The organism is Actinosynnema sp. NPDC037264 (assembly GCF_055603705.1).
On sequence record NZ_JBVJVK010000082.1, the window covers coordinates 1 to 17683 of the forward strand.

9 protein-coding genes and 1 pseudogene are annotated in these 17683 nt (G+C 71.3%); 5 read left to right on the top strand and 5 right to left on the bottom strand.

The window, feature by feature from the left end:
• Window positions 1-523 precede the first annotated feature (523 nt).
• A pseudogene (locus ACZ7GX_RS41865) lies at window positions 524-1864 on the top strand (MFS transporter); the annotation flags it as partial.
• Here the strand turns inward: ACZ7GX_RS41865 and ACZ7GX_RS41870 are convergent.
• Window positions 1858-6957 (bottom strand): CHAT domain-containing protein, encoded by a 5100-nt coding sequence (locus ACZ7GX_RS41870; protein ID WP_498785743.1) that lies wholly within the window; start codon window positions 6955-6957, stop codon window positions 1858-1860. The pseudogene ACZ7GX_RS41865 and the gene ACZ7GX_RS41870 overlap by 7 nt on opposite strands.
• Window positions 6958-7216: 259 nt before the next feature.
• Window positions 7217-7825, bottom strand: a complete 609-nt coding sequence (locus ACZ7GX_RS41875) for a TetR/AcrR family transcriptional regulator (protein ID WP_498785745.1) — start codon at window positions 7823-7825, stop codon at window positions 7217-7219.
• Window positions 7826-7907: 82 nt separating this feature from the next.
• Here ACZ7GX_RS41875 and ACZ7GX_RS41880 point away from each other — a divergent pair, with 82 nt between their 5' ends.
• Window positions 7908-9092, top strand: a complete 1185-nt coding sequence (locus ACZ7GX_RS41880) for a DUF418 domain-containing protein (RefSeq protein ID WP_498785747.1) — start codon at window positions 7908-7910, stop codon at window positions 9090-9092.
• A gap of 43 nt (window positions 9093-9135) precedes the next feature.
• Window positions 9136-9465, top strand: a complete 330-nt coding sequence (locus ACZ7GX_RS41885; protein WP_498785749.1) for a hypothetical protein — start codon at window positions 9136-9138, stop codon at window positions 9463-9465.
• Window positions 9466-9545: 80 nt separating this feature from the next.
• Here ACZ7GX_RS41885 and ACZ7GX_RS41890 read toward each other — a convergent pair whose 3' ends face one another.
• Window positions 9546-10976 (bottom strand): Nramp family divalent metal transporter, encoded by a 1431-nt coding sequence (locus tag ACZ7GX_RS41890; protein ID WP_498785751.1) that lies wholly within the window; start codon window positions 10974-10976, stop codon window positions 9546-9548.
• 102 nt (window positions 10977-11078) lie between these two features.
• Entirely contained in the window at window positions 11079-12458 is a 1380-nt protein-coding gene (locus tag ACZ7GX_RS41895) for a glycoside hydrolase family 10 protein (RefSeq protein ID WP_498785753.1), read from the bottom strand.
• A gap of 523 nt (window positions 12459-12981) precedes the next feature.
• On the opposite strand from ACZ7GX_RS41895, the gene ACZ7GX_RS41900 reads away from it, so the two are divergent.
• A complete protein-coding gene (locus tag ACZ7GX_RS41900) occupies window positions 12982-14610 on the top strand; it encodes a cellulose binding domain-containing protein (protein WP_498785755.1) in 1629 nt (542 codons plus the stop codon).
• Between the two features lie 68 nt (window positions 14611-14678).
• On the opposite strand, the gene ACZ7GX_RS41905 is transcribed toward ACZ7GX_RS41900, so the two are convergent.
• Window positions 14679-15662 carry an acetylxylan esterase gene (locus ACZ7GX_RS41905; RefSeq protein ID WP_498785757.1) on the bottom strand — a complete coding sequence of 328 codons (984 nt, stop codon included), beginning with the start codon at window positions 15660-15662 and terminating at the stop codon, window positions 14679-14681.
• 630 nt (window positions 15663-16292) lie between these two features.
• Here ACZ7GX_RS41905 and ACZ7GX_RS41910 point away from each other — a divergent pair.
• A complete protein-coding gene (locus tag ACZ7GX_RS41910; protein WP_498785759.1) occupies window positions 16293-17600 on the top strand; it encodes a CE1 family esterase in 1308 nt (435 codons plus the stop codon).
• Window positions 17601-17683: the final 83 nt, after the last annotated feature.

The following is a 17683-nucleotide window of genomic DNA, read 5'->3' on the forward strand; positions in this document are numbered from 1 at the left end:
CCGTCCTTGATCCCGTTGAACGTGTCCATCGCCGACTCCGCGATGGAAATACCGGTCGCCCACCCGTTGTCACCGGTACCCGCGTTGAAGAACGAGCCCGACTCCGCCGGCGGCGCCTCGACCAGGGGGTTCTCGCCCGCCATCAGCCGACCCCGGACCCGATGGGCCCGGCGGCCACAGCGGCCACGACGGCCACGACGGGCCGGATCGGCACGACGGACGCAGCGGACACAGTGGCACCCCCAACACAGTTGCTCGGCTCTACCGGATCATGACGCATTGGTCGCCAATATGGTTCCGCACCGCCGCGAGGATCTTGAATCCGGCCTCGAGAGGCACGGTGACCTGCACTTTTCTTGACTTGTCGAAAGTCACACGGCATCCCGGCCCAATGCGACGACGCGCGATCCGGCACGCCGGCGGCCGTGATCGTGGAACTCGTGGGAGCCACCGGCCCGTCGTCGTTAGTCTGATCATCTGCGACTACGGCGGGGGTGGCGGCATTCAAGGCGACGGTGTCGGTGTGGTGGCCGAGGAGGACGGGGCCGGGGCGTCGACGGCGCGCCGCGTCCGGGCGGTGCTGTCCATCGGACCGTTCCGGCGGCTCTGGGGCGTCACGTTCCTGTGCAGCGTCGGCGACTGGCTGTCGCTGCTGGCGTTGACCGGTCTGGTCACGAAGCTGGCCGCGGGGTACGGGTGGGAGGGGTTCGCGCTCAGCGCGGTGGTCCTGACCCAGCTGCTGCCCGGCGTGCTGTTCGCGCCGCTGGGCGGGGTGCTGGCCGACCGGTTCGACCGGCGCAAGGTGATGGTCGCCTGCGACCTGGCCCGCGGCGGCCTGTTCCTGTCGATCGCGTTCGTCGGCACGGCGTGGTGGCTGTTCGTGGCGAACTTCCTGGTCGGCTGCTGCGCGATGCTGTGGATCCCGGCCAAGGACTCGGCCGTGCCGAACCTGCTGCGCCGACCGGACCAGGTCGACACCGCCAACCAGCTCGGCCTGGTGATGACCTACGGCATCACCACGGTCACCGGGTTCAGCCTCTACTCGCTGGTCGCGGGCATCCCCGGCTACCTGGGCGTCCGGGACGGCGACCTGGAGTTCCGCATCGCGACGATCGCCGTCGTGGTCAACGGCCTGCTGTACCTGTCGTCCGCGGCCCTGATCGCGGTGCGGATCCCGGAGCTGTCCGGCCGGGCCGCGCCACGGGGCAGGCGAGGCGGCCCGGGCTTCCTGGTGATGATGCGCGACGGCCTGCGGTACGCGTGGCGGACGCCGCTGCTGCGCGGCCTCGTCATCGGCATGACCGGCGCGTTCGCCGCGGCGGGCGGGGTGATCGGCAGCGCCAGGCTCTACGCGTCGAGCCTGGGCGGCGGCGAGAGCGCCTACGGCACGTTGTTCATCGCGGTCTTCGTCGGGCTGGCGGCGGGCATGGCGATCGCGCCGAAGCTGTCCCGCCGGCTGACCTACAACCGGCTGTTCGGCGTCACGATCGTGGGCGCGGGCGTGAGCCTGGCCGTCGTGTCACTCGCGCCGCACCTGTGGTTCGCCCTGGTCGCGGTGGCCGTGGTCGGCGCGTGCGCGGGCATCGCGTTCCTCACCGGGCTCACCATCATCGGCACGCGGGTCGAGGACGCGATGCGCGGCCGGATGGTGGCGCTGGTCCAGTCGCTGATGAAGCTGGTCCTCGGCCTGTCGACCGTCCTCGGCCCGCTGCTGGTGACCCTGGTCGGCCCCACGGCCGTGACCCTCCTGGACCACTCGTTCGACATCGACGCCACCCGGCCGGTGCTCCTGGGCGCGGGCGCGCTCGCGGCCGTGGCCGGGCTGGTGTCGCACCGGCAGATGGACGACCGGCTGCTTCAGCCCTCGCCGGACGGTCGCTGACGTGGCGGGCTGACGATGCCGGTCAGGCCGTAGCGGTCGTCCACGTCCCGGAGGTTGAGCGTGACGCCGACGCTGCCGGGCTCGGCGAGGATCGGCTCGAAGCCGTCGAAGTCGACCTGGCGCCACGGCGAACCCCCGTCGTCGACGATCGGTCCGGTGAGGTCGTAGACCTCGCCGGTCTCCGGGTCGGTCCACTCCGACGGCAGCTCGGCGGCGAACCTCGCGGGCACGTCGAAGCCCATCTCCCGGTGCACGTCGAGGTCCCACACCCGCAGCACCCCGTCCCGGTCGCCCGCCAGCAACGTCGGGCGGCCGGCCACCTCGCCGAGGGCCACCGCGGTGATCCCCATGGCGACCCGGCCCTCGGTCAACGCGGGGCCGAGCTGATCACGCGTCCGCAGGTCCCACAGGCGGACCGCCTCGTCGTCGCCACCGCTGACCGCGACCGGCGCGCCGTGCAGCACGCCGAACGCCACGGCCTCGACCGGGTCCTCGTGCGCGTCGAAGTAGTCACCCAGCTCACGGTGTTCGCGCAGGTCCCACAGCTGCATCGTGTCGTCGCGGCTGCCGGTGACGGCGACGGGCGTGCCGTCCACCTCGCCGACGGCGACCGCCTCGACGTGGTCGTCGTGCCCGCGCAGCACGCCGACCTGCTCGTGCCGCTCCACGTCCCAGACCCGGACCGTGGTGTCCTCGCTGCCGCTGACCGCCACCAGGCGCCCGTCCACGACGCCGAACGCGATCGCCCTGATCACGGAGTCGTGGCCGGCGAGCGGCGGGCCGACCTGCTCGCGGCGGTCCAGGTCCCACAAGCGCACGGTGGAGTCGTAGGAGCCCGTCACGGCCAGCGCCCGCCCTTGCCACACCGTGCACGCCACGGCGGAGATCGCGGCGCGCACCCGCCACCGGTACGGCGCCACCACTTCGGTCACGTGCTCCCGCGTGGTCAGGTCCCACACGTCCAGACCGGGCCCGTGGCCCACGACCGCGACCGGCCGCCCGGCCAACGTGGTCACGGCCGCCGCGTGCAGGCGGTGACCGGAGCGGGTGAGCGGCTCGCCGACCTGCCGGTGCGTGCGCAGGTCCCACGTCCGCACGGCCTCCTCGTCCGCGGTGACGGCGAACGGCCGCCCGTCCAGCTCCACGAAGTCGGTGAAGCGGATGCCGCCGCGGTGATCACCCATCGCGGGCACGACCTGCGCGCCGAACAGCCGCGGCTCGCCGTCGGGCGGCGCTGCGCGCGGGCGTTGCCCGGCGTCGCGGTGCCTCATGGCGAGGATCGCGGCGAACAGCTCCGCGCTCGTCTCGTCCACGTCCCCGAACACACCGGGGTCGAGCCCGCCCTCCTCGGTCTGGTGGATGGCCGTGACGAGCAGTTCGCGCTGCTCGCGGTAGTCGGCCAGGGCGTCCTGACCGATCCGCAGGTTCTCCCGGGGCACCGAGACGACGTCGGCGAACAGCTCGGCCAGCTCCGCGTCGTCCGGGACCAGGATGTCGAGCACGACGCCCAGTCGCACACCGGGCACCTGCTCGACGGTGCGCACCATCTCCTCGAGCGAGCCGGGGAACAGGTCCGGCCCGTGCTCCAGCAGGTCCGACAGCTGCACGACGGTGGTGCCGCGCTCGGCGTGCGACGACGCGGCACGCAGCACGCTCGCCGCCGCGCGGTGCGCCGCGCACACCCGCCCGTGCTCGCCCGTGGCGGCCAGGTGGGTGGCGAGCAGGTCGTGGCCCTCGGCCAGCACCGAAGGGCTGGAACTCTCGTAGGAGTACCGCAACGCCGCCCGCGCCATGGCCAGCGCGTCCTCCGGCCGGCCGAGCGCGTCGCGCACCTTGGCCCGCAGCCGGAACACCTCGCCGAGCAGCACGGTGTCGTCGGCGTCCTCGAACACGGCCTGGCTGTGCCGCAGCACGTCCTCCGCCTCGTCGACGCGGCCCAGCGCCAGCAGCACCACGGCCGTGTCGAGCCGCGACCGCGCCCGCTCGTGGTCGGTCGCGCCACGCCGCACGTGCAGCGCGTCGATCCGCTCGCACAGCCCCAGCGCGACGTCCCAGTCGCCGAAGCGCGTGACCGCTTCCAACGCGGTGCTCAGCACCACGCCCCGCACGCTCACCGGTGTGGCGCGTTCCGGCTCGCCGCCGTCGTCGTCCAGCCCGTCGACCACCTCGACCAGCTCCACGGCCCGTGCCGCCGCCTCGTGGTGCCGTCCCATCCGGGTCAGCACGGTCAGCTCCACGCACGTGTCGGCGACCCGCGTCCACGGGCCGTACCCGGCGAGGTCGGAGTAGCCGGGCAACGCGCGCGCCAGTTCCAGCGCTCCTTCGAGGTCGCCGTGGTCGGTGAAGATCCGCGCCCACTCCGAGGTGGCGAGCGAGGCGATGTCGAACCGGGCGACCTCGACCCCGAGCCGGACGAGGTCCAGGAACATCACGGCCGCCGCCTGCGGATCGGTCCGGGACAGCAGCTTGGCGTACAGGGCCGTCACGGCGGGGCGTTCGCGGGCGTCCTCGTCGCGGTCGAGTATGTGGCGCAGGTAGCTCATCGCCCGGTTGGTGGTCTCCGGGGCGACATCGCGGTCGGTCGCCGTCTCCAGCATGTCGACCGCCTGCGCCCACCGACCGGTGCGCAGCAGGTACGGCGTGGCGGCCAGGCCGGACAGCACGATCACCTCACCGGAGCGGCCCTGCTCCTCCTCGGCGTGCGCGTGCTCGTACACCGCCGCCAGGCACTCGATCGTCTTCTCGTCGACCAGCGCGCCGAACGCCGGGTCGGCGCCCGCGCGGATCGCCTCGCCGACGCCGCGGTGCAGCCGGTAGACGTCCTGCGTCGGGTCGTCGCCCTCGACCTCCACCAGCACCGCGGCCATCAGCGGCGCCAGCGCCGCCTCCAGCGCCGGCGCGTCCTGCCCGTGCAGCTCCCGCCAGACCTCCTGCCACACCACGCGCACGATCCACGGCCGGCGCTCGTCCTCCTCGACGTGCGCCAGCAGCTCCACCAGCGTGCGGGCGGGCGCGGGCAACGTCGCCAGCACCGTGCCCGTCCACGCCGAGAGCAGCCGCAGGAACTGCGGACCGTCCAGCTCGCTGGCGCCCGTGGTGAAGAACGCGTTGACCGGCGTGTCGTGCCCCGCCGCCTCCGCCGCGGCCAGCGCCTCGGCGAGCCTGCCCGGTTCGGCCGCGGCGACGTCGGCCAGTTCGAGCAGCTCCGGGTGTCCCTGCGCGACGTTCAGCACGCGTCGGACCAGGTGGAGGTCCTCGGCGGAACGTGCGGTGGCGCGTTCGGCGGTGGGCTGGTCGCGCAGCGGCACGCCCAGGTGCGGCAGCTCGCGGGCCAGCAACACCGACTCCGCGATCGACAGCGCGTGCGTGGGCAGCACCACCACGAGGTCCGGGTCGAGGTCGGCGGGCGCCACCCGGCTGGTCAGCACGACCCGCGACAGGCCGCGGTGACCGGTGAGGCACTCGATCAGCAGGCCCCACAACGGGTCCCGCCACGTCGCGTCGCCCGACAGCAGCGTGTCGACGTTGTCCAGCACCAGCAGCACGACTTCCTCGCGCAGCACCGCCGCCAACCGGGGCAGGAACCGGCGCAGCTCCGCCTCGCCGGCCACCGCGTCGAGCATCGGGATGCCGAGCTGGGTCTCCAGCGCGGTGGCCAGGCCGACCAACGCCTGACCGAAGTCGTCCGGGTGCTCGGGCGCCTTCCACCACGCCAACGCGCCGAACCGGCCGCGGTGCTGGTGCGCCAACTCCAAGGCGCACGCGGACTTGCCCGCGCCCACCATGCCGACGAACAGCACGCCCGTGCGCCCGCTCTCCGGCGCCAGCGCGGTGCTCGCCTCGACCAACGCCCGCGTGCGGCCGACGAACCGCTCCGGCTCGGGCGGGAACCACGCCATCCGCTCGGCGTACGGGTCGAGCACGACACGTCCCGGTGGCGGCGCAACGCACAGGCCCACGGTCCCGGCGCCGATCAGCATCGGCGTGCCGATGGACGCGGCGGGCACGGCGGCCGTCGGTCGTCCGCCCACCGCCTTGGGCAGCGCGAGCGCGACCGCCCGGTCCACCGGCTGGCCCGCGCCGAACAGCCTCGGGTACAGCTCACCGGCCAGCGCGACGGCGAAGCCGTCCGCCACGGGGTAGCGCATGGCCAGCGCCGTGATGCCCAGCTCCCGCACCAGACCACGTGCCAAGCCGACCTGGTCGGCCGTGCCGCCGCCGTCCGGCGCGACCTGCTCGGCCAGGTCGTCCAGCCCCAACGCGTGCAGCGTGGTCGCCGCCTCGGCCGCGCCGGACCGGCACGCCGACAGCACGGCCAGCTTCAACCGGTCGCGCGCGGGCCGCAGCAGGTCGACCAGCTCGTCGGTGGAGATCACGTCGGGCTCGCCGTCGGCCTGCTCCAGCACCAGCGCGCCGATCCCGCCGTGGCCGGACACGTGCAGCACGTCCCAGCCGGGGTGCTCCTCGACGGCCTCGGCGAGCCGTTCCCGCGTCACGCCGTACTGCAGCACCCGCAGCTCGATCGCCTTGCGGGACTTCGCCGCGATCGTGCGGACGGTCCGGGCCAGCTCGTACCGCTCACGGCGCGGTGCCAGGACCGACGAGCGGGCGGGCACGGAGAACAGCGCCAGCACCCGGACGCTGCCGGCCACGTCCTCCTTGCCGTCCGGCGGGTCGAGGCCGGCGGGTTCGTAGACCAGGCTGATCTGCTTGCGCGCCAACGGAACACCGTCGACCCGGGCCAGCTCCAGCGGCCGGGACAGCAGGAATTCCGCGTCGTGGGGCACGACCACCCGCACCGAGCCCGACAACCGGGACAGCAGCGCGTCGCCGAACACCCGCTCGCTGATCCACGCGCTGACCCGGTCGACGGCCGCGGCCTCCGAGCCGATCGGGTCGTGCGGCAGCCGGTGGCGGTCCAGGTGCCCGACCAGGTCGCAGAACGCCTCGTACTCGGCGGTGCCCACCTCCAGGTCCACCTGGTGATCGGCCAACACCCGCCCGGACCGGTCGCCGAGCACCCACCGCCACCGGTGGGGCCCCGCGACCTCGACCGCGGTGAGCGTCTGCGTCACGTCCCTGCCCTCCGCCGCGGAAAACCAGAGCGGGCCACACCTTTCCCCGGCCTCGCCCCGAAATCGTAGTCACGTCACGCGGAGCTACCGCGACGTCGTCAGCGCGCGTCCTCCACGCGGGCGAGCACTCGCGACCCGGCCCCGGTGAACGGCGCTCGGGTTGCCGGCGAACGGCCGGGTCCGGGATCACGCGCGGTGACAGCGTGGGCTTGTGCGGTGGAGCCACTTGGTCGCGGCGCCGTCAGGTTCCGAAGGACACTCAGGATTCGACGTCGTCCACGTGGCGCAAGAGTCGGCTGAGGACCAGGTGCAGGGTCTCGCGTTCGCGCTTCGGCTCGAAGCCGGCGTCCACCGCCACGCGGTTGAACAAGCCGTCCACCAGGGCGGCGAGCCAGGTGGCGGTCGTGCTCGGGTCCAGCCCGGGGTCGATCAGGCCTGCCCCGGTCGCCCGGTCGACCAGGTCGGCCAGGCCGGACCGCACCAACCGGTCTTTGGACGCGACCAGGGCCGCGATCCGTTCGTCGCGGTGCGCCTGGGCGGCGATCTCGAGGGTGAGCCGGGCGTAGTCCGCGTCGGCGGCCAAGCCGACCGCCAGGTCGAAGAACGTCGTCAGCGCGTCCCACGGCTCGGCGGTCGACAGGTCGGCGAACAGGGCCTCGGTGTCGGCGCCGTCCTGTTCGACGACCGCGGCGAAGATGTCCTGCTTGCTGTCGAAGTAGTAGAACAGGTTGCCCGAGCTCATCTCCGCCTCGGCGCAGATGTCGGCCGTGCGGGTCTGGCCGAACCCCTTGCGCGCGAAGCACCGCGCCGCGGCCGCCAGGATCCGGAGTCGCTTCGCCTCGCGCTTGGCTGGGTCGACGGTGCGCATGGGCCGATTCAACCAGCGGGGTTGACGGTGGAGGTGACGGGACCCAATATTAGACCGACTACTCGGTTTATGAAAGGGCGCCGTGACTACTCAACCCCGCATCGAGCGGTTGGACGCGTTGCGCGGGTTCGCGCTGTTCGGCATCCTGGTTGTCAACGTGTGGGCGTTCGCGACCGGCTACTACGCCTCCGGAATCGCCGATCCGGCACGCGACCCGGCCGTCCAGTGGATCGTCTCGATGTTCTTCGAGACCAAGTTCTACCTGCTGTTCTCCTTCCTCTTCGGCTACAGCTTCACGCTGCAGATGGATGCCGCCGCGCGGCGGGGCGTCGCTTTCCGGTCACGGATGCTGCGCCGGCACGTCGCGCTCGCGTCGATCGGCGCCGCGCACGCCGTGCTCCTGTTCCACGGCGACATCCTCGTCACCTACGCCGTGCTCGGCCTCGTCCTGCTGGCGCTGCGCGGCACCACCCCGAGGCGCGCGGTCCGGCTCGCGGTGGGTCTGCTGCTCGTCAGCGGCACGGTGTGGACCCTGCTGGGCGTGCTCGACGTGCTCACCCACACCCCGGTCGACGCCACCGTGATGTCCGCGCGGGTCGCCGAAACGGTGGCCGCCTACCGGGGAACCGCGGCGACGGTTGTCGCCGAACACCTGCGCCACTTGCCCGGCACGCTCGAACTCGTCGTGTTCGTGCAGGCTCCGAGCACCCTGGCGATGTTCCTGCTCGGGTTCGCGGCGGGCAAGTCGCAGGTGCTCGCCGAACCTCGGCGCTACCGGGCACTGTGGTCGTGGCTGCTGCGCGCCGGCTTGCCGATCGGGCTCGTCGGGGCCGGCTTCTACGCCTACGTCGCGGTGAACCACCCGGGGAGCGGCGCCGAGACCCTCGCGATCGGGGTCACCGTCCTCACCGCGCCACTCCTCGCCGGCGGGTACGTGGCCGCGCTGCTGCGCCTGTTCGACACCCGCGTCGCAGCCGTGTTCGCCCCGGCGGGCCGCGTCGCGCTGTCGATCTACCTCCTGCAATCGGCCATCTTGGGCGTTGTCTTCACCGCCTACGGGTTCGGCCTGGTGGGCACGCTGTCCTACGGCGCGGTAGCCGGGCTCGTCGTCGGCATCTACGCGGTCCAGCTCGCACTCAGCGCGCTGTGGCTCCGCCGCCACCGCTACGGGCCGCTGGAATGGCTCCTCCGCGCGGTGACCACGGGCGCGTGGCCGGCTTCGCGTCCGGTCGAGCGGGCGGATCCCCGGCTCACGCGCCGGACGTGACCGCCTGTCCGGTCGAGGCCGCGATGATGTTCAACTGTCCGCCATGTCGCACCCGGAAACTCCTGTGCCGCAACCGTCGCCGCCCCGGCCACCGGCGACGACCGATCAATCCCGGCCCGGCCACGGCCTGCTGGCCACCGCGATCCTCGTCGCCGGTATCGGTGGAGGCCTGCTGGCGTGGCACCCGTGGGACAAGCCGGTGCCGGAGCCGGCCAAGGACCCGGGACGCATCACCATCCAGAAGGTCGGCGAGCAGCGCGAGGCGGGCAACTCCGACCAGACCCGGCCGGTCTACTGCCTGACCAACGAGACCGGCGGCCTGTACTGCGTCGTGATGCCCAACCAGTACACCGGCATCCAGGAAGAACGCTGAGCCGCCGGCCGCGCGATCGAACCCACTCGCGCGGCCGGCGGACGACGGCCGGACCTGTCGGCGGATGAACCGGGTCGGGTCTAGTCGCCGAACAGCTTGCCGGTCTGCTCGATGATCGTCATGACGCTCAGCACGCCGAACAGGAGCACCGCCCAGCCGAGCGCCGCCACGCGGACGGCGCGGATGCGGATCGGCGCGGGCAGCGCCTTGCGGTTGAGGACGATCAGCAGGCCGGAGTAGAGGAACATCATCAACCCGCCCACGCACGCGGAGATCACCAGCAGGATCAGCGGCTGCCCGAGACCGGCCAGCACGATCGCGCAGCCCACCAGCACCAGCACCCACACCACGGCGAAGTAGAGCGTGCTCTCCTTGACGTTCCTGGCGTACGCGGTCTTGACCACGTCCGCGACGAGGCGGCTGGAGTAGTCCACGATGCCCAGCGCCGCGGCGAACAGCGCGAACGCGCCGATCACCCAGAACAGCGTGCCGAACCAGGCGCCGACCGTCTCCTTCAGCACCTCGCCCTCGATCCGCAGGAACCCGATGTTGTTCGGCAGCCCGGGCCTGCCGTAGACCGTCGCGTACGCGAGCAGCGAGGTGAACATGATGGACACGAACGTGATCAGCACGAAGGTGTAGAGCTGCTCGCGGTTCGCGAACCGCCACCACGCGCGCCACCGGGTCAGGTGCTCGTCGGTCGGCTCGAAGATGAACCCGGTGCTCGGCGCGGCCTCGGGCTTGCCGGTCACCGGGCTCTTGATCCGCGGCACGTACTTGCCCATGCCGAAGCCCTTGTCCCGGATCCAGTTGCTCTGCACCAGGTTCTGGCCGCCGCCCGCGCCCGCGAAGGCGAGCGCGCCGGTCAGGAACGCGAGACCGAGCGGGTCGATGGGGATGCTCGCGTCGGTCACGATGCTGGGCACCTCGGCCCACGTGTCGGCCGAGATCGCCACCACCGCGCCGACCGCGAGCAGCACGATCACCGCCGCGACCTTCAGCATCTCCGTCCGCTCCAGCGCCACGTACACCACCGGCGCCAGCGTGAGGATCAGCCCGATGGCGAGCAGCATCCCGATGGAGATCCAGCGGACGTCGCCGCCCCACAGGTAGGTGACCATGGTCGCCGAACTGGTCGCCCAACCCGGCCACAGGTTCGCCGCCATGGTCAGGACCGCGAACACCAGCCCCCAGTGCCGCCAGTAGCGGCTGAAACCGGTGAGCGCGGTCTCGCCGGTGGCGAGCGTGTACCGCTCGATCTCCATGTTCAGGAAGTACTGGGTGGCCAGCCCCACCAGGGCCGCCCAGACGAACACCAGGCCGACCTGGGACGCGATGTAGGGGAAGAGGATGAACTCGCCGGACGCCAACCCGACGCCCGCGGCGACCACACCCGGCCCGATGATCCGCCACGTGGAGGTCGGCGCCTCCGGCAGCGGTCTGACCTCGGGTGGCGGCAGGTGTCGGCTGGCGGGGAAGTGGCGGGTCACGTCGTCGTGCTGCCTCGTCATCGGATGATCCCTTCGCCGGAACCAAGGTGATCTCCGGGGAGACGATACGGGGAACCGGTCCGCCCGGTCGACGCCTCGACGCGCCGACCGGGCGGGCTCGGCTCAGCGCGCCGAGCAGGTCGGGGTGAGACCGGTGGCGTTGCCGGTGGCCTGGAAGCCGAACTCCACCGACTGGCCCGCCGCGACGGAGCCGTTGTAGTCGACGTTGGTGAAGGCGACCGTGCCGGTGGAGCCGCTGCGGTTGGCGCTCCACTGGTTGGTGACGGTGGCGCCGGCCGGCAGGGACACCGAGACCGACCAGCCGTTGAGGGCCGAGGCGCCCGCGGTGACCTTGATGTTGGCCACGAACCCGCCGTTCCAGCTGTTCAACGACGCGGTCGCGGTGCAGGCGCCGCCGGGGTTCTGCGTCGTGGTGGTGGTCGTCGTGGTGCCGGAGGTCGTGGTCGTGGTGGTGGTGGTCGGCCCTGCCGCGTTGAGGACGTCGAGGACCGCCTGGTACGCGGGCTTCTTGTTGCCCGAGCCGTCGAACAGCAGCGGCGAGTCGTTGGGGTAGCGCCAGGAGTCGGTGTCGCGGATGCCCCACACGGTGATGCCGGTGCACCGCGCGACGGCGGTGCACGCCTGGGTCACGCGGCGGTAGCTGTCGGCCTGCTGGCTGCCGGAACCGGCGATGTCCAGCTCGGTGATCTGCACGTCGACGCCGAGCGCCGCGAAGCGCTGGATGGTGGTCTGGTAGTCGCTCGGGATGCCGGTGCCGAAGTGCGACTGGAGGCCGACGCAGTCGATGGGCACACCGCGGTTCTTGAAGTCCTGCACCATGCGGTAGACGCCCTGGGTCTTGGCGGCGGCCCAGCTGTCGGTGTTGTAGTCGTTGTAGCAGAGCTTGGCGCCGGGGTCGGCGGCGCGGGCGGTGCGGAAGGCGACCTCGATCCAGTCGTTGCCGGTGCGCTGGAGGTTGGAGTCGCGACGCCCGCCGGACCCGCCGTCGGCGAAGGCCTCGTTCACGACGTCCCAGGCGTAGATCTTGCCCCGGTAGTAGGAGGCGACCCGGTTGATGTGGTTGACCAGCGCGGAGCGCAGCGCCGAGCCCTCCATGCCCTGCATCCACCGCGGTTGCTGCGAGTGCCAGGCGAGGGTGTGGCCGCGCACCCGCTTGCCCTGGGCGAGCGCGTGGTTCACGATGCGGTCGCCACTGGCGAAGCTGAACTGGTTCTGGTTGGGCTCGGTGGCGTCCATCTTCATCTCGTTCTCGGCCGTCACCATGTCGAACTCGCGGTTCAGGATCCCGACGTAGGTGGAGTCGCCGAGCCTGCCGGCCGCGACGGCCGTGCCGTAGTAGCGGCCGCTCTGGGCCGCGGACGCGCCGAGAGTGCTCGCGGCGCTCGCGGACGTGGTCGCGAGGAACGCGACGCCGCCCGTGGTGGTGGCCATCAACGTCGCCGCGAGCACCACTCGTGACACTGACCTCGCTGTCAGCTTCATCTTCGACACCTTCACCGAAAGGCACCCGCCGCACGTGGCGGGTGGGATGGGCAGGACCGTTCGACCGGTCCGGCACCGCCGGGTCGCCGGGTGCTGGGCGGCGCGCGGGCGTCGTTCGCGGTGTGAGCACGGACCGGCGGGCCTCGCGGAAGGGGGAGCACCGCGTGATCGGTGCGCTCCGCGAGTCCGGGTGCGAGCCAGTGTCGCCCACATTGTTCGCGCTCACAAGTAGTGCGCTTGGGAAATGTCCCGAGACGCTGCACTGAATGGAGCAACTTTGTCCCTGTCGGCGCTGAGCTGCGCTTATGTGACCTTGTCGAATGTCATTCGATGCCGATCGCTCACGAGTAGCTAAAGTGAGCGATCACATTTTAGCTTTGACCGGCCTAATCGCGCATCGCTACCTTCGACTGGAGATCGGGGTTGGCCGGCAGGGCCCGACCCTGCCGGTGTCCGCCGGGCGACGCTGGGCCGCCGCGCGTCGCGCGAGCCACGACACCGAACACCGGAAGGGACCACGACCATGGCACACCCATCCCGGCGACATCGCGTCGTGCACGCCGTGTCCGCGGCCCTGCTGGTGGCGGCGGGCACGGTGACGATGCTGAACGCCGACCCCGCCCGAGCCCTGGACAACGGCGTCGCGCGCACGCCGCCGATGGGGTGGAACTCGTGGAACACGTTCGGCTGCAACATCAGCGAGACGTTGATCCGGCAGATGACCGATGCGATGGTCAGCTCCGGCATGCGTGACGCGGGCTACGAGTACGTGGTGGTGGACGACTGCTGGATGAACCCCAACCGGGACTCTGCGGGCAACCTCCAGGGCGACCCGGGCCGGTTCCCCAGCGGCATGAAGGCGCTCGGCGACTACATCCACGCCCGAGGGTTGAAGTTCGGCATCTACCAGGCGCCGCTGGCCGAGACGTGCGCCCAGTACTTCAACTCCTACCCCGGTTCGACCGGGGCGCTGGGCCACGAGGAGCAGGACGCCCGCCAGTTCGCGGCGTGGGGCGTGGACTTCCTCAAGTACGACTGGTGCTCGCCCAGCGGCACGATCGACGACCAGGTGCGCACGTTCGCGAAGATGCGCGACGCGCTGCGCGCCACCGGCCGCCCGATCGTCTACAGCATCAACTCCAACAGCATCCACGACAAGACCGGGCCCCGGCGCAACTGGGGCGACGTGGCGAACATGTGGCGCACCACCGAGGACATCACCAACAAGTGGGACACCGGGCAGACCAACGGCTACCCGATGGGCATCCAGAACATCGTCAACGTCACCGTGCCCCTGGCCTCCTACGCCAAGCCCGGCGCGTTCAACGACCCGGACATGATGGAAGTCGGCCGCGGCGGCATGAACGACACCGAGATGCGCAGCCACTTCGCCCTGTGGGCCGTCATGGCCTCGCCGCTCATCGCGGGCAACGACCTGCGCAACATGGACGCCGCCACGCAGACGATCCTGAAGAACGCCAACCTCATCGCCATCAACCAGGACCCGCTCGGGTTGCAGGCCGTGCAGATCTCCAACGACGGCACCCGCCGCGTCCTGGCCAAGCGGCTGTCCACCGGTGAGGTCGCGGTCGCCCTGTTCAACCAGGGCTCCACCCCGACCACGATCACCACCTACGGCTACCAGGTCGGCCTGGAAGGCGCGTCGATCACCCTGCGGGACGCCTGGACGAACGCGGTCAGCGGGGGGAGCGACGGCATCTCCGCCACCGTGCCCGCCCACGGCACCGTCGTCTACCTGGCCAAGGGCTCCGGTATGCCGACGACCACGACCACCACGACGACGACAACCACGACAACCACCACTCCGCAGCCGGGCGGCACCTGCCGGGTCACCAACACCACCAACGCCTGGGGCAACGGCCTGACCTCGGACATCACCATCACCAACACCGGGTCCACGCCCATCACCGGGTGGTCGCTGGTGTTCACCCTGCCCGGCGGGCAGAACATCACCTCCGGCTGGAACGCGAGCTACTCGCCGTCCTCGGGGCAGGTGACGGCCAGGAACCTCTCCTACAACGCCGACATCGCACCCGGCGCGTCGGTCGGCATCGGCTTCCAGGCCACCCACACCGGCAACGCCGCCAAACCCGCCTCCTACACCCTCAACGGGGTCGCCTGCACCAGCTGACCACCTCGGCACCCCCGCCGGACGGCTGACGCTCCCCGTCCGGCGGGGCGACGAGTCGCGGTCGTAGGTCAGGCCGGTGCGCCGAGCCCGCGCTCGTGCAACCAGGCCAGCTGCACGGCCGGGTTGGAGCCGTAGCCGCCGCCGTGGTCGGCGAAGGGCCACACGGTCATGGTCCGGTCCTCGCCCGCGTAGTGGTTGTAGGCGGCGTACACGGTGGAGGGCGGGCAGATCGGATCCATCAGGCCGACGCTGAACAGCGCCGGCGCTGTCGCCCGCTGCGCGAGGTGGACACCGTCGAAGTAGGACAACGTGGCGAAGGTCCGCTCCACGTGGTGGCGGCTGTGCCAGCGCAGGTACTTCGCGAGCTCCTGGTAAGGGCCCTCGCCGCTGATCTCGGCCGCCCGTCGGAAGTGGCACAAGAAGGGCACGTCCGGCAGGACCGCCGCCACGCTGCCCGGCGCCAGTCCCGCGACGGCGAGCGCGAGGCCGCCGCCCTGGCTCCCGCCGGTGACGATCACCCGTCGGTGGTCGAGCCCGGGCAGGTCGGCGACCGCGTCCACCGCCCGGACGCAGTCGGTCATGAGGCGCCGGTAGTAGTAGTGCTCGGGGGAGTCGACGCCGCGGGTCATGAAGCCCTCGGCCCACTGCGTGCCGCCGCCCTCGGTCGAGTCGGGGGTGTCGTGGCCTTGGCCGCGGCTGTCGACGACGAGCTGCGCGTACCCGGCGGCGGACCACAGCAGGTGGTCGGTGGGCAGCCCGCGACCCCCGCTGTAGCCGATGTAGGTCACGACGACGGGCAGCGCGCCTTCGGCGCCGCGCGGGCGCAGCAGCCAGGCGGCCACCGGCTCGCCGTTCCAGCCGGGGAACCGCACGTCGTCCACCTCGACGGTGCGCAGCAGGTGTCGGTCGGCGACCGGCTCGACCTTCACGGCCCCGCCGCGGGCGCGTGCCGCCGCGAGGGTGCGCTCCCAGAAGGCGTCGAAGTCGGGCGGTGGGCTCGAATCCGGGCGGTAGTCGACCAGTTCGTCGTGCGGGGAGTCCGTCAGCGGCATGGGGAGTCCTTCGGGAGACGCGAGAGTGAAGCGCTTCGACGTTTGCATGCGCTCCGCTGGTCTGTCAATCAGGTGACGACCAGGAGTGGTCGCGATGTTGGGGACTCTGTTGGAGATCGTCTCGATATGCCGTCTCAACACGACTGGTCAAGCGCTTCGACCGGACCGCTCGCCGTGCTCACCAAGCAGCGCCCCGGTGTTCCTCTCATGGGATCGATCCATTCCGCCGGTCGAACGTCGGGCGAGGCGCCGGCGGAAGAGGGTTTGCGTTAACACGAGCACCCGTTTCGCTTGACCGGTGATCGACGGTGATTGGTGGAATCTTGGCGGAATCCAGCTGGACGTGAGCGCTAACAATTTTAGCTTTGTCGAGCGTTGACCACCGCCGTAATCGACGCCTACATTGGCCCGAAAGGGAAAATCCCTTAGTCGAAACTTTCGGATCGCTCGGTCGGGCAACTCCGCGCACCCCTGCTCGCGGTCGTGCCGGCCGACGCGCGCGATCCGGACCGCACGACCGCTGACCGATCACCGCCGGACGACCCGATCACCCTGCCGCCGGGTGGTCGGTCGAGGCGGTGGGCGGTCACCCGCGCACTCGATGTCCGAACGGCAGAAAAGAGTCAGGTGATGATCACGCGTAGGCTTCTCGGGCCCGCGTTGGCGGCGGTGCTCCTCACGGCGGCCGCGACCGGCACGGCGTTGAGCGGAGGACTCGGCGAGACCGCACCGTCCGCCCAGGTCGGCACGCTCGCGTCGAGCGCCGGCTGCGGCAAGGCCCCGACGTTGCGCAGCGGCACGCACACGATCACGAGCAGCGGCAAGAGCCGCGGCTTCATCCTGCGGGTGCCCGACGGTTACGACAACACCCGCCCCTACCGGTTGATCTTCGGGTTCCACTGGCGCGGCGGCACGATGAACGACGTGTCCTCGGGCGGGACCAGCGGGACGGCCTGGTCGTACTACGGGATGCAGGAGCAGTCGAACAACAGCGCGATCCTGGTGGCGCCGCAGGGCCTGGGCAACGGCTGGGCGAACTCCGGCGGCGAGGACGTGGTGTTCGTCGACGACATGATCAGGCGGATCGAGGCGGACCTGTGCGTCGACACGGCGTTGCGGTTCGCGATGGGGTTCAGCTACGGCGGCGGCATGAGCTACGCGCTGGCGTGCGCCAGGGCGACGGTGTTCCGCGCGGTCGTGGTGTACGCGGGCGCGCAGTTGAGCGGGTGCAGCGGCGGTAGTCAGCCGATCGCGTACTTCGGCATGCACGGCATCACGGACAACGTGCTCAACATCTCGGCGGGGCGGTCGCTGCGCGATCGCTTCGTGGCGAACAACGGTTGCACGCCGCAGAGCCCGCGCGAGCCGTCGCAGGGCAGCATGACCCACATCACGACGACGTACTCGTGCCGTGCGGGGTACCCGGTGCAGTGGGCCGCGTTCGACAACGGCCACATGCCCGGCCCGGTCGACGGCACCTACGCCGAGAGCGGCATCCGGACCTGGACCAAGGGCGAGGCGTGGAAGTTCATCTCCCAGTTCCAGGGCGGCCCCGGCACGACGACGACCACCACGACGAGCACCACGACCACGACCACGACCACGACCACGAACCCGCCCGGTGACGGCTGCAAGGTGACCGACACCGTCAACGCGTGGAACTCCGGCCTCACGTCGGAGATCGTCATCACCAACACCGGCAGCGCGCCGATCAGCGGCTGGTCGCTGGTCTTCACCCTGCCCGGCGGGCAGACGATCACCTCCGGGTGGAACGCCTCCTACTCGCCTTCGTCGGGACAGGTCACGGCCAGGAACGTGTCCTACAACGGCGCCATCGCCCCCGGCGGGTCGGTGAGCATCGGCTTCCAGGCCAACCACACGGGCGACACCGGCAAACCGCCCTCGTTCACCCTCAACGGCGCGACCTGCGCCTCCTGACCGCTGCCGAGCGCGGAGCGGACCCGAAGCGCTCCCCGGGAGGTGGACCGGAATCCGGTCCCGCCTCCCGGGGAGCGTTCGAG

Bases quoted from the DNA above. Each gene is read 5' to 3' on its own strand.
- ACZ7GX_RS41890 (WP_498785751.1), bottom strand. From the start codon at position 10,976: ATGACGAGGCAGCACGACGACGTGACCCGCCACTTCCCCGCCAGCCGA.
- ACZ7GX_RS41875 (WP_498785745.1), bottom strand. From the start codon at position 7,825: ATGCGCACCGTCGACCCAGCCAAGCGCGAGGCGAAGCGACTCCGGATC.
- ACZ7GX_RS41905 (WP_498785757.1), bottom strand. From the start codon at position 15,662: ATGCCGCTGACGGACTCCCCGCACGACGAACTGGTCGACTACCGCCCG.
- ACZ7GX_RS41885 (WP_498785749.1), top strand. From the start codon at position 9,136: ATGTCGCACCCGGAAACTCCTGTGCCGCAACCGTCGCCGCCCCGGCCA.
- ACZ7GX_RS41900 (WP_498785755.1), top strand. From the start codon at position 12,982: ATGGCACACCCATCCCGGCGACATCGCGTCGTGCACGCCGTGTCCGCG.
- ACZ7GX_RS41910 (WP_498785759.1), top strand. From the start codon at position 16,293: ATGATCACGCGTAGGCTTCTCGGGCCCGCGTTGGCGGCGGTGCTCCTC.
- ACZ7GX_RS41895 (WP_498785753.1), bottom strand. From the start codon at position 12,458: ATGAAGCTGACAGCGAGGTCAGTGTCACGAGTGGTGCTCGCGGCGACG.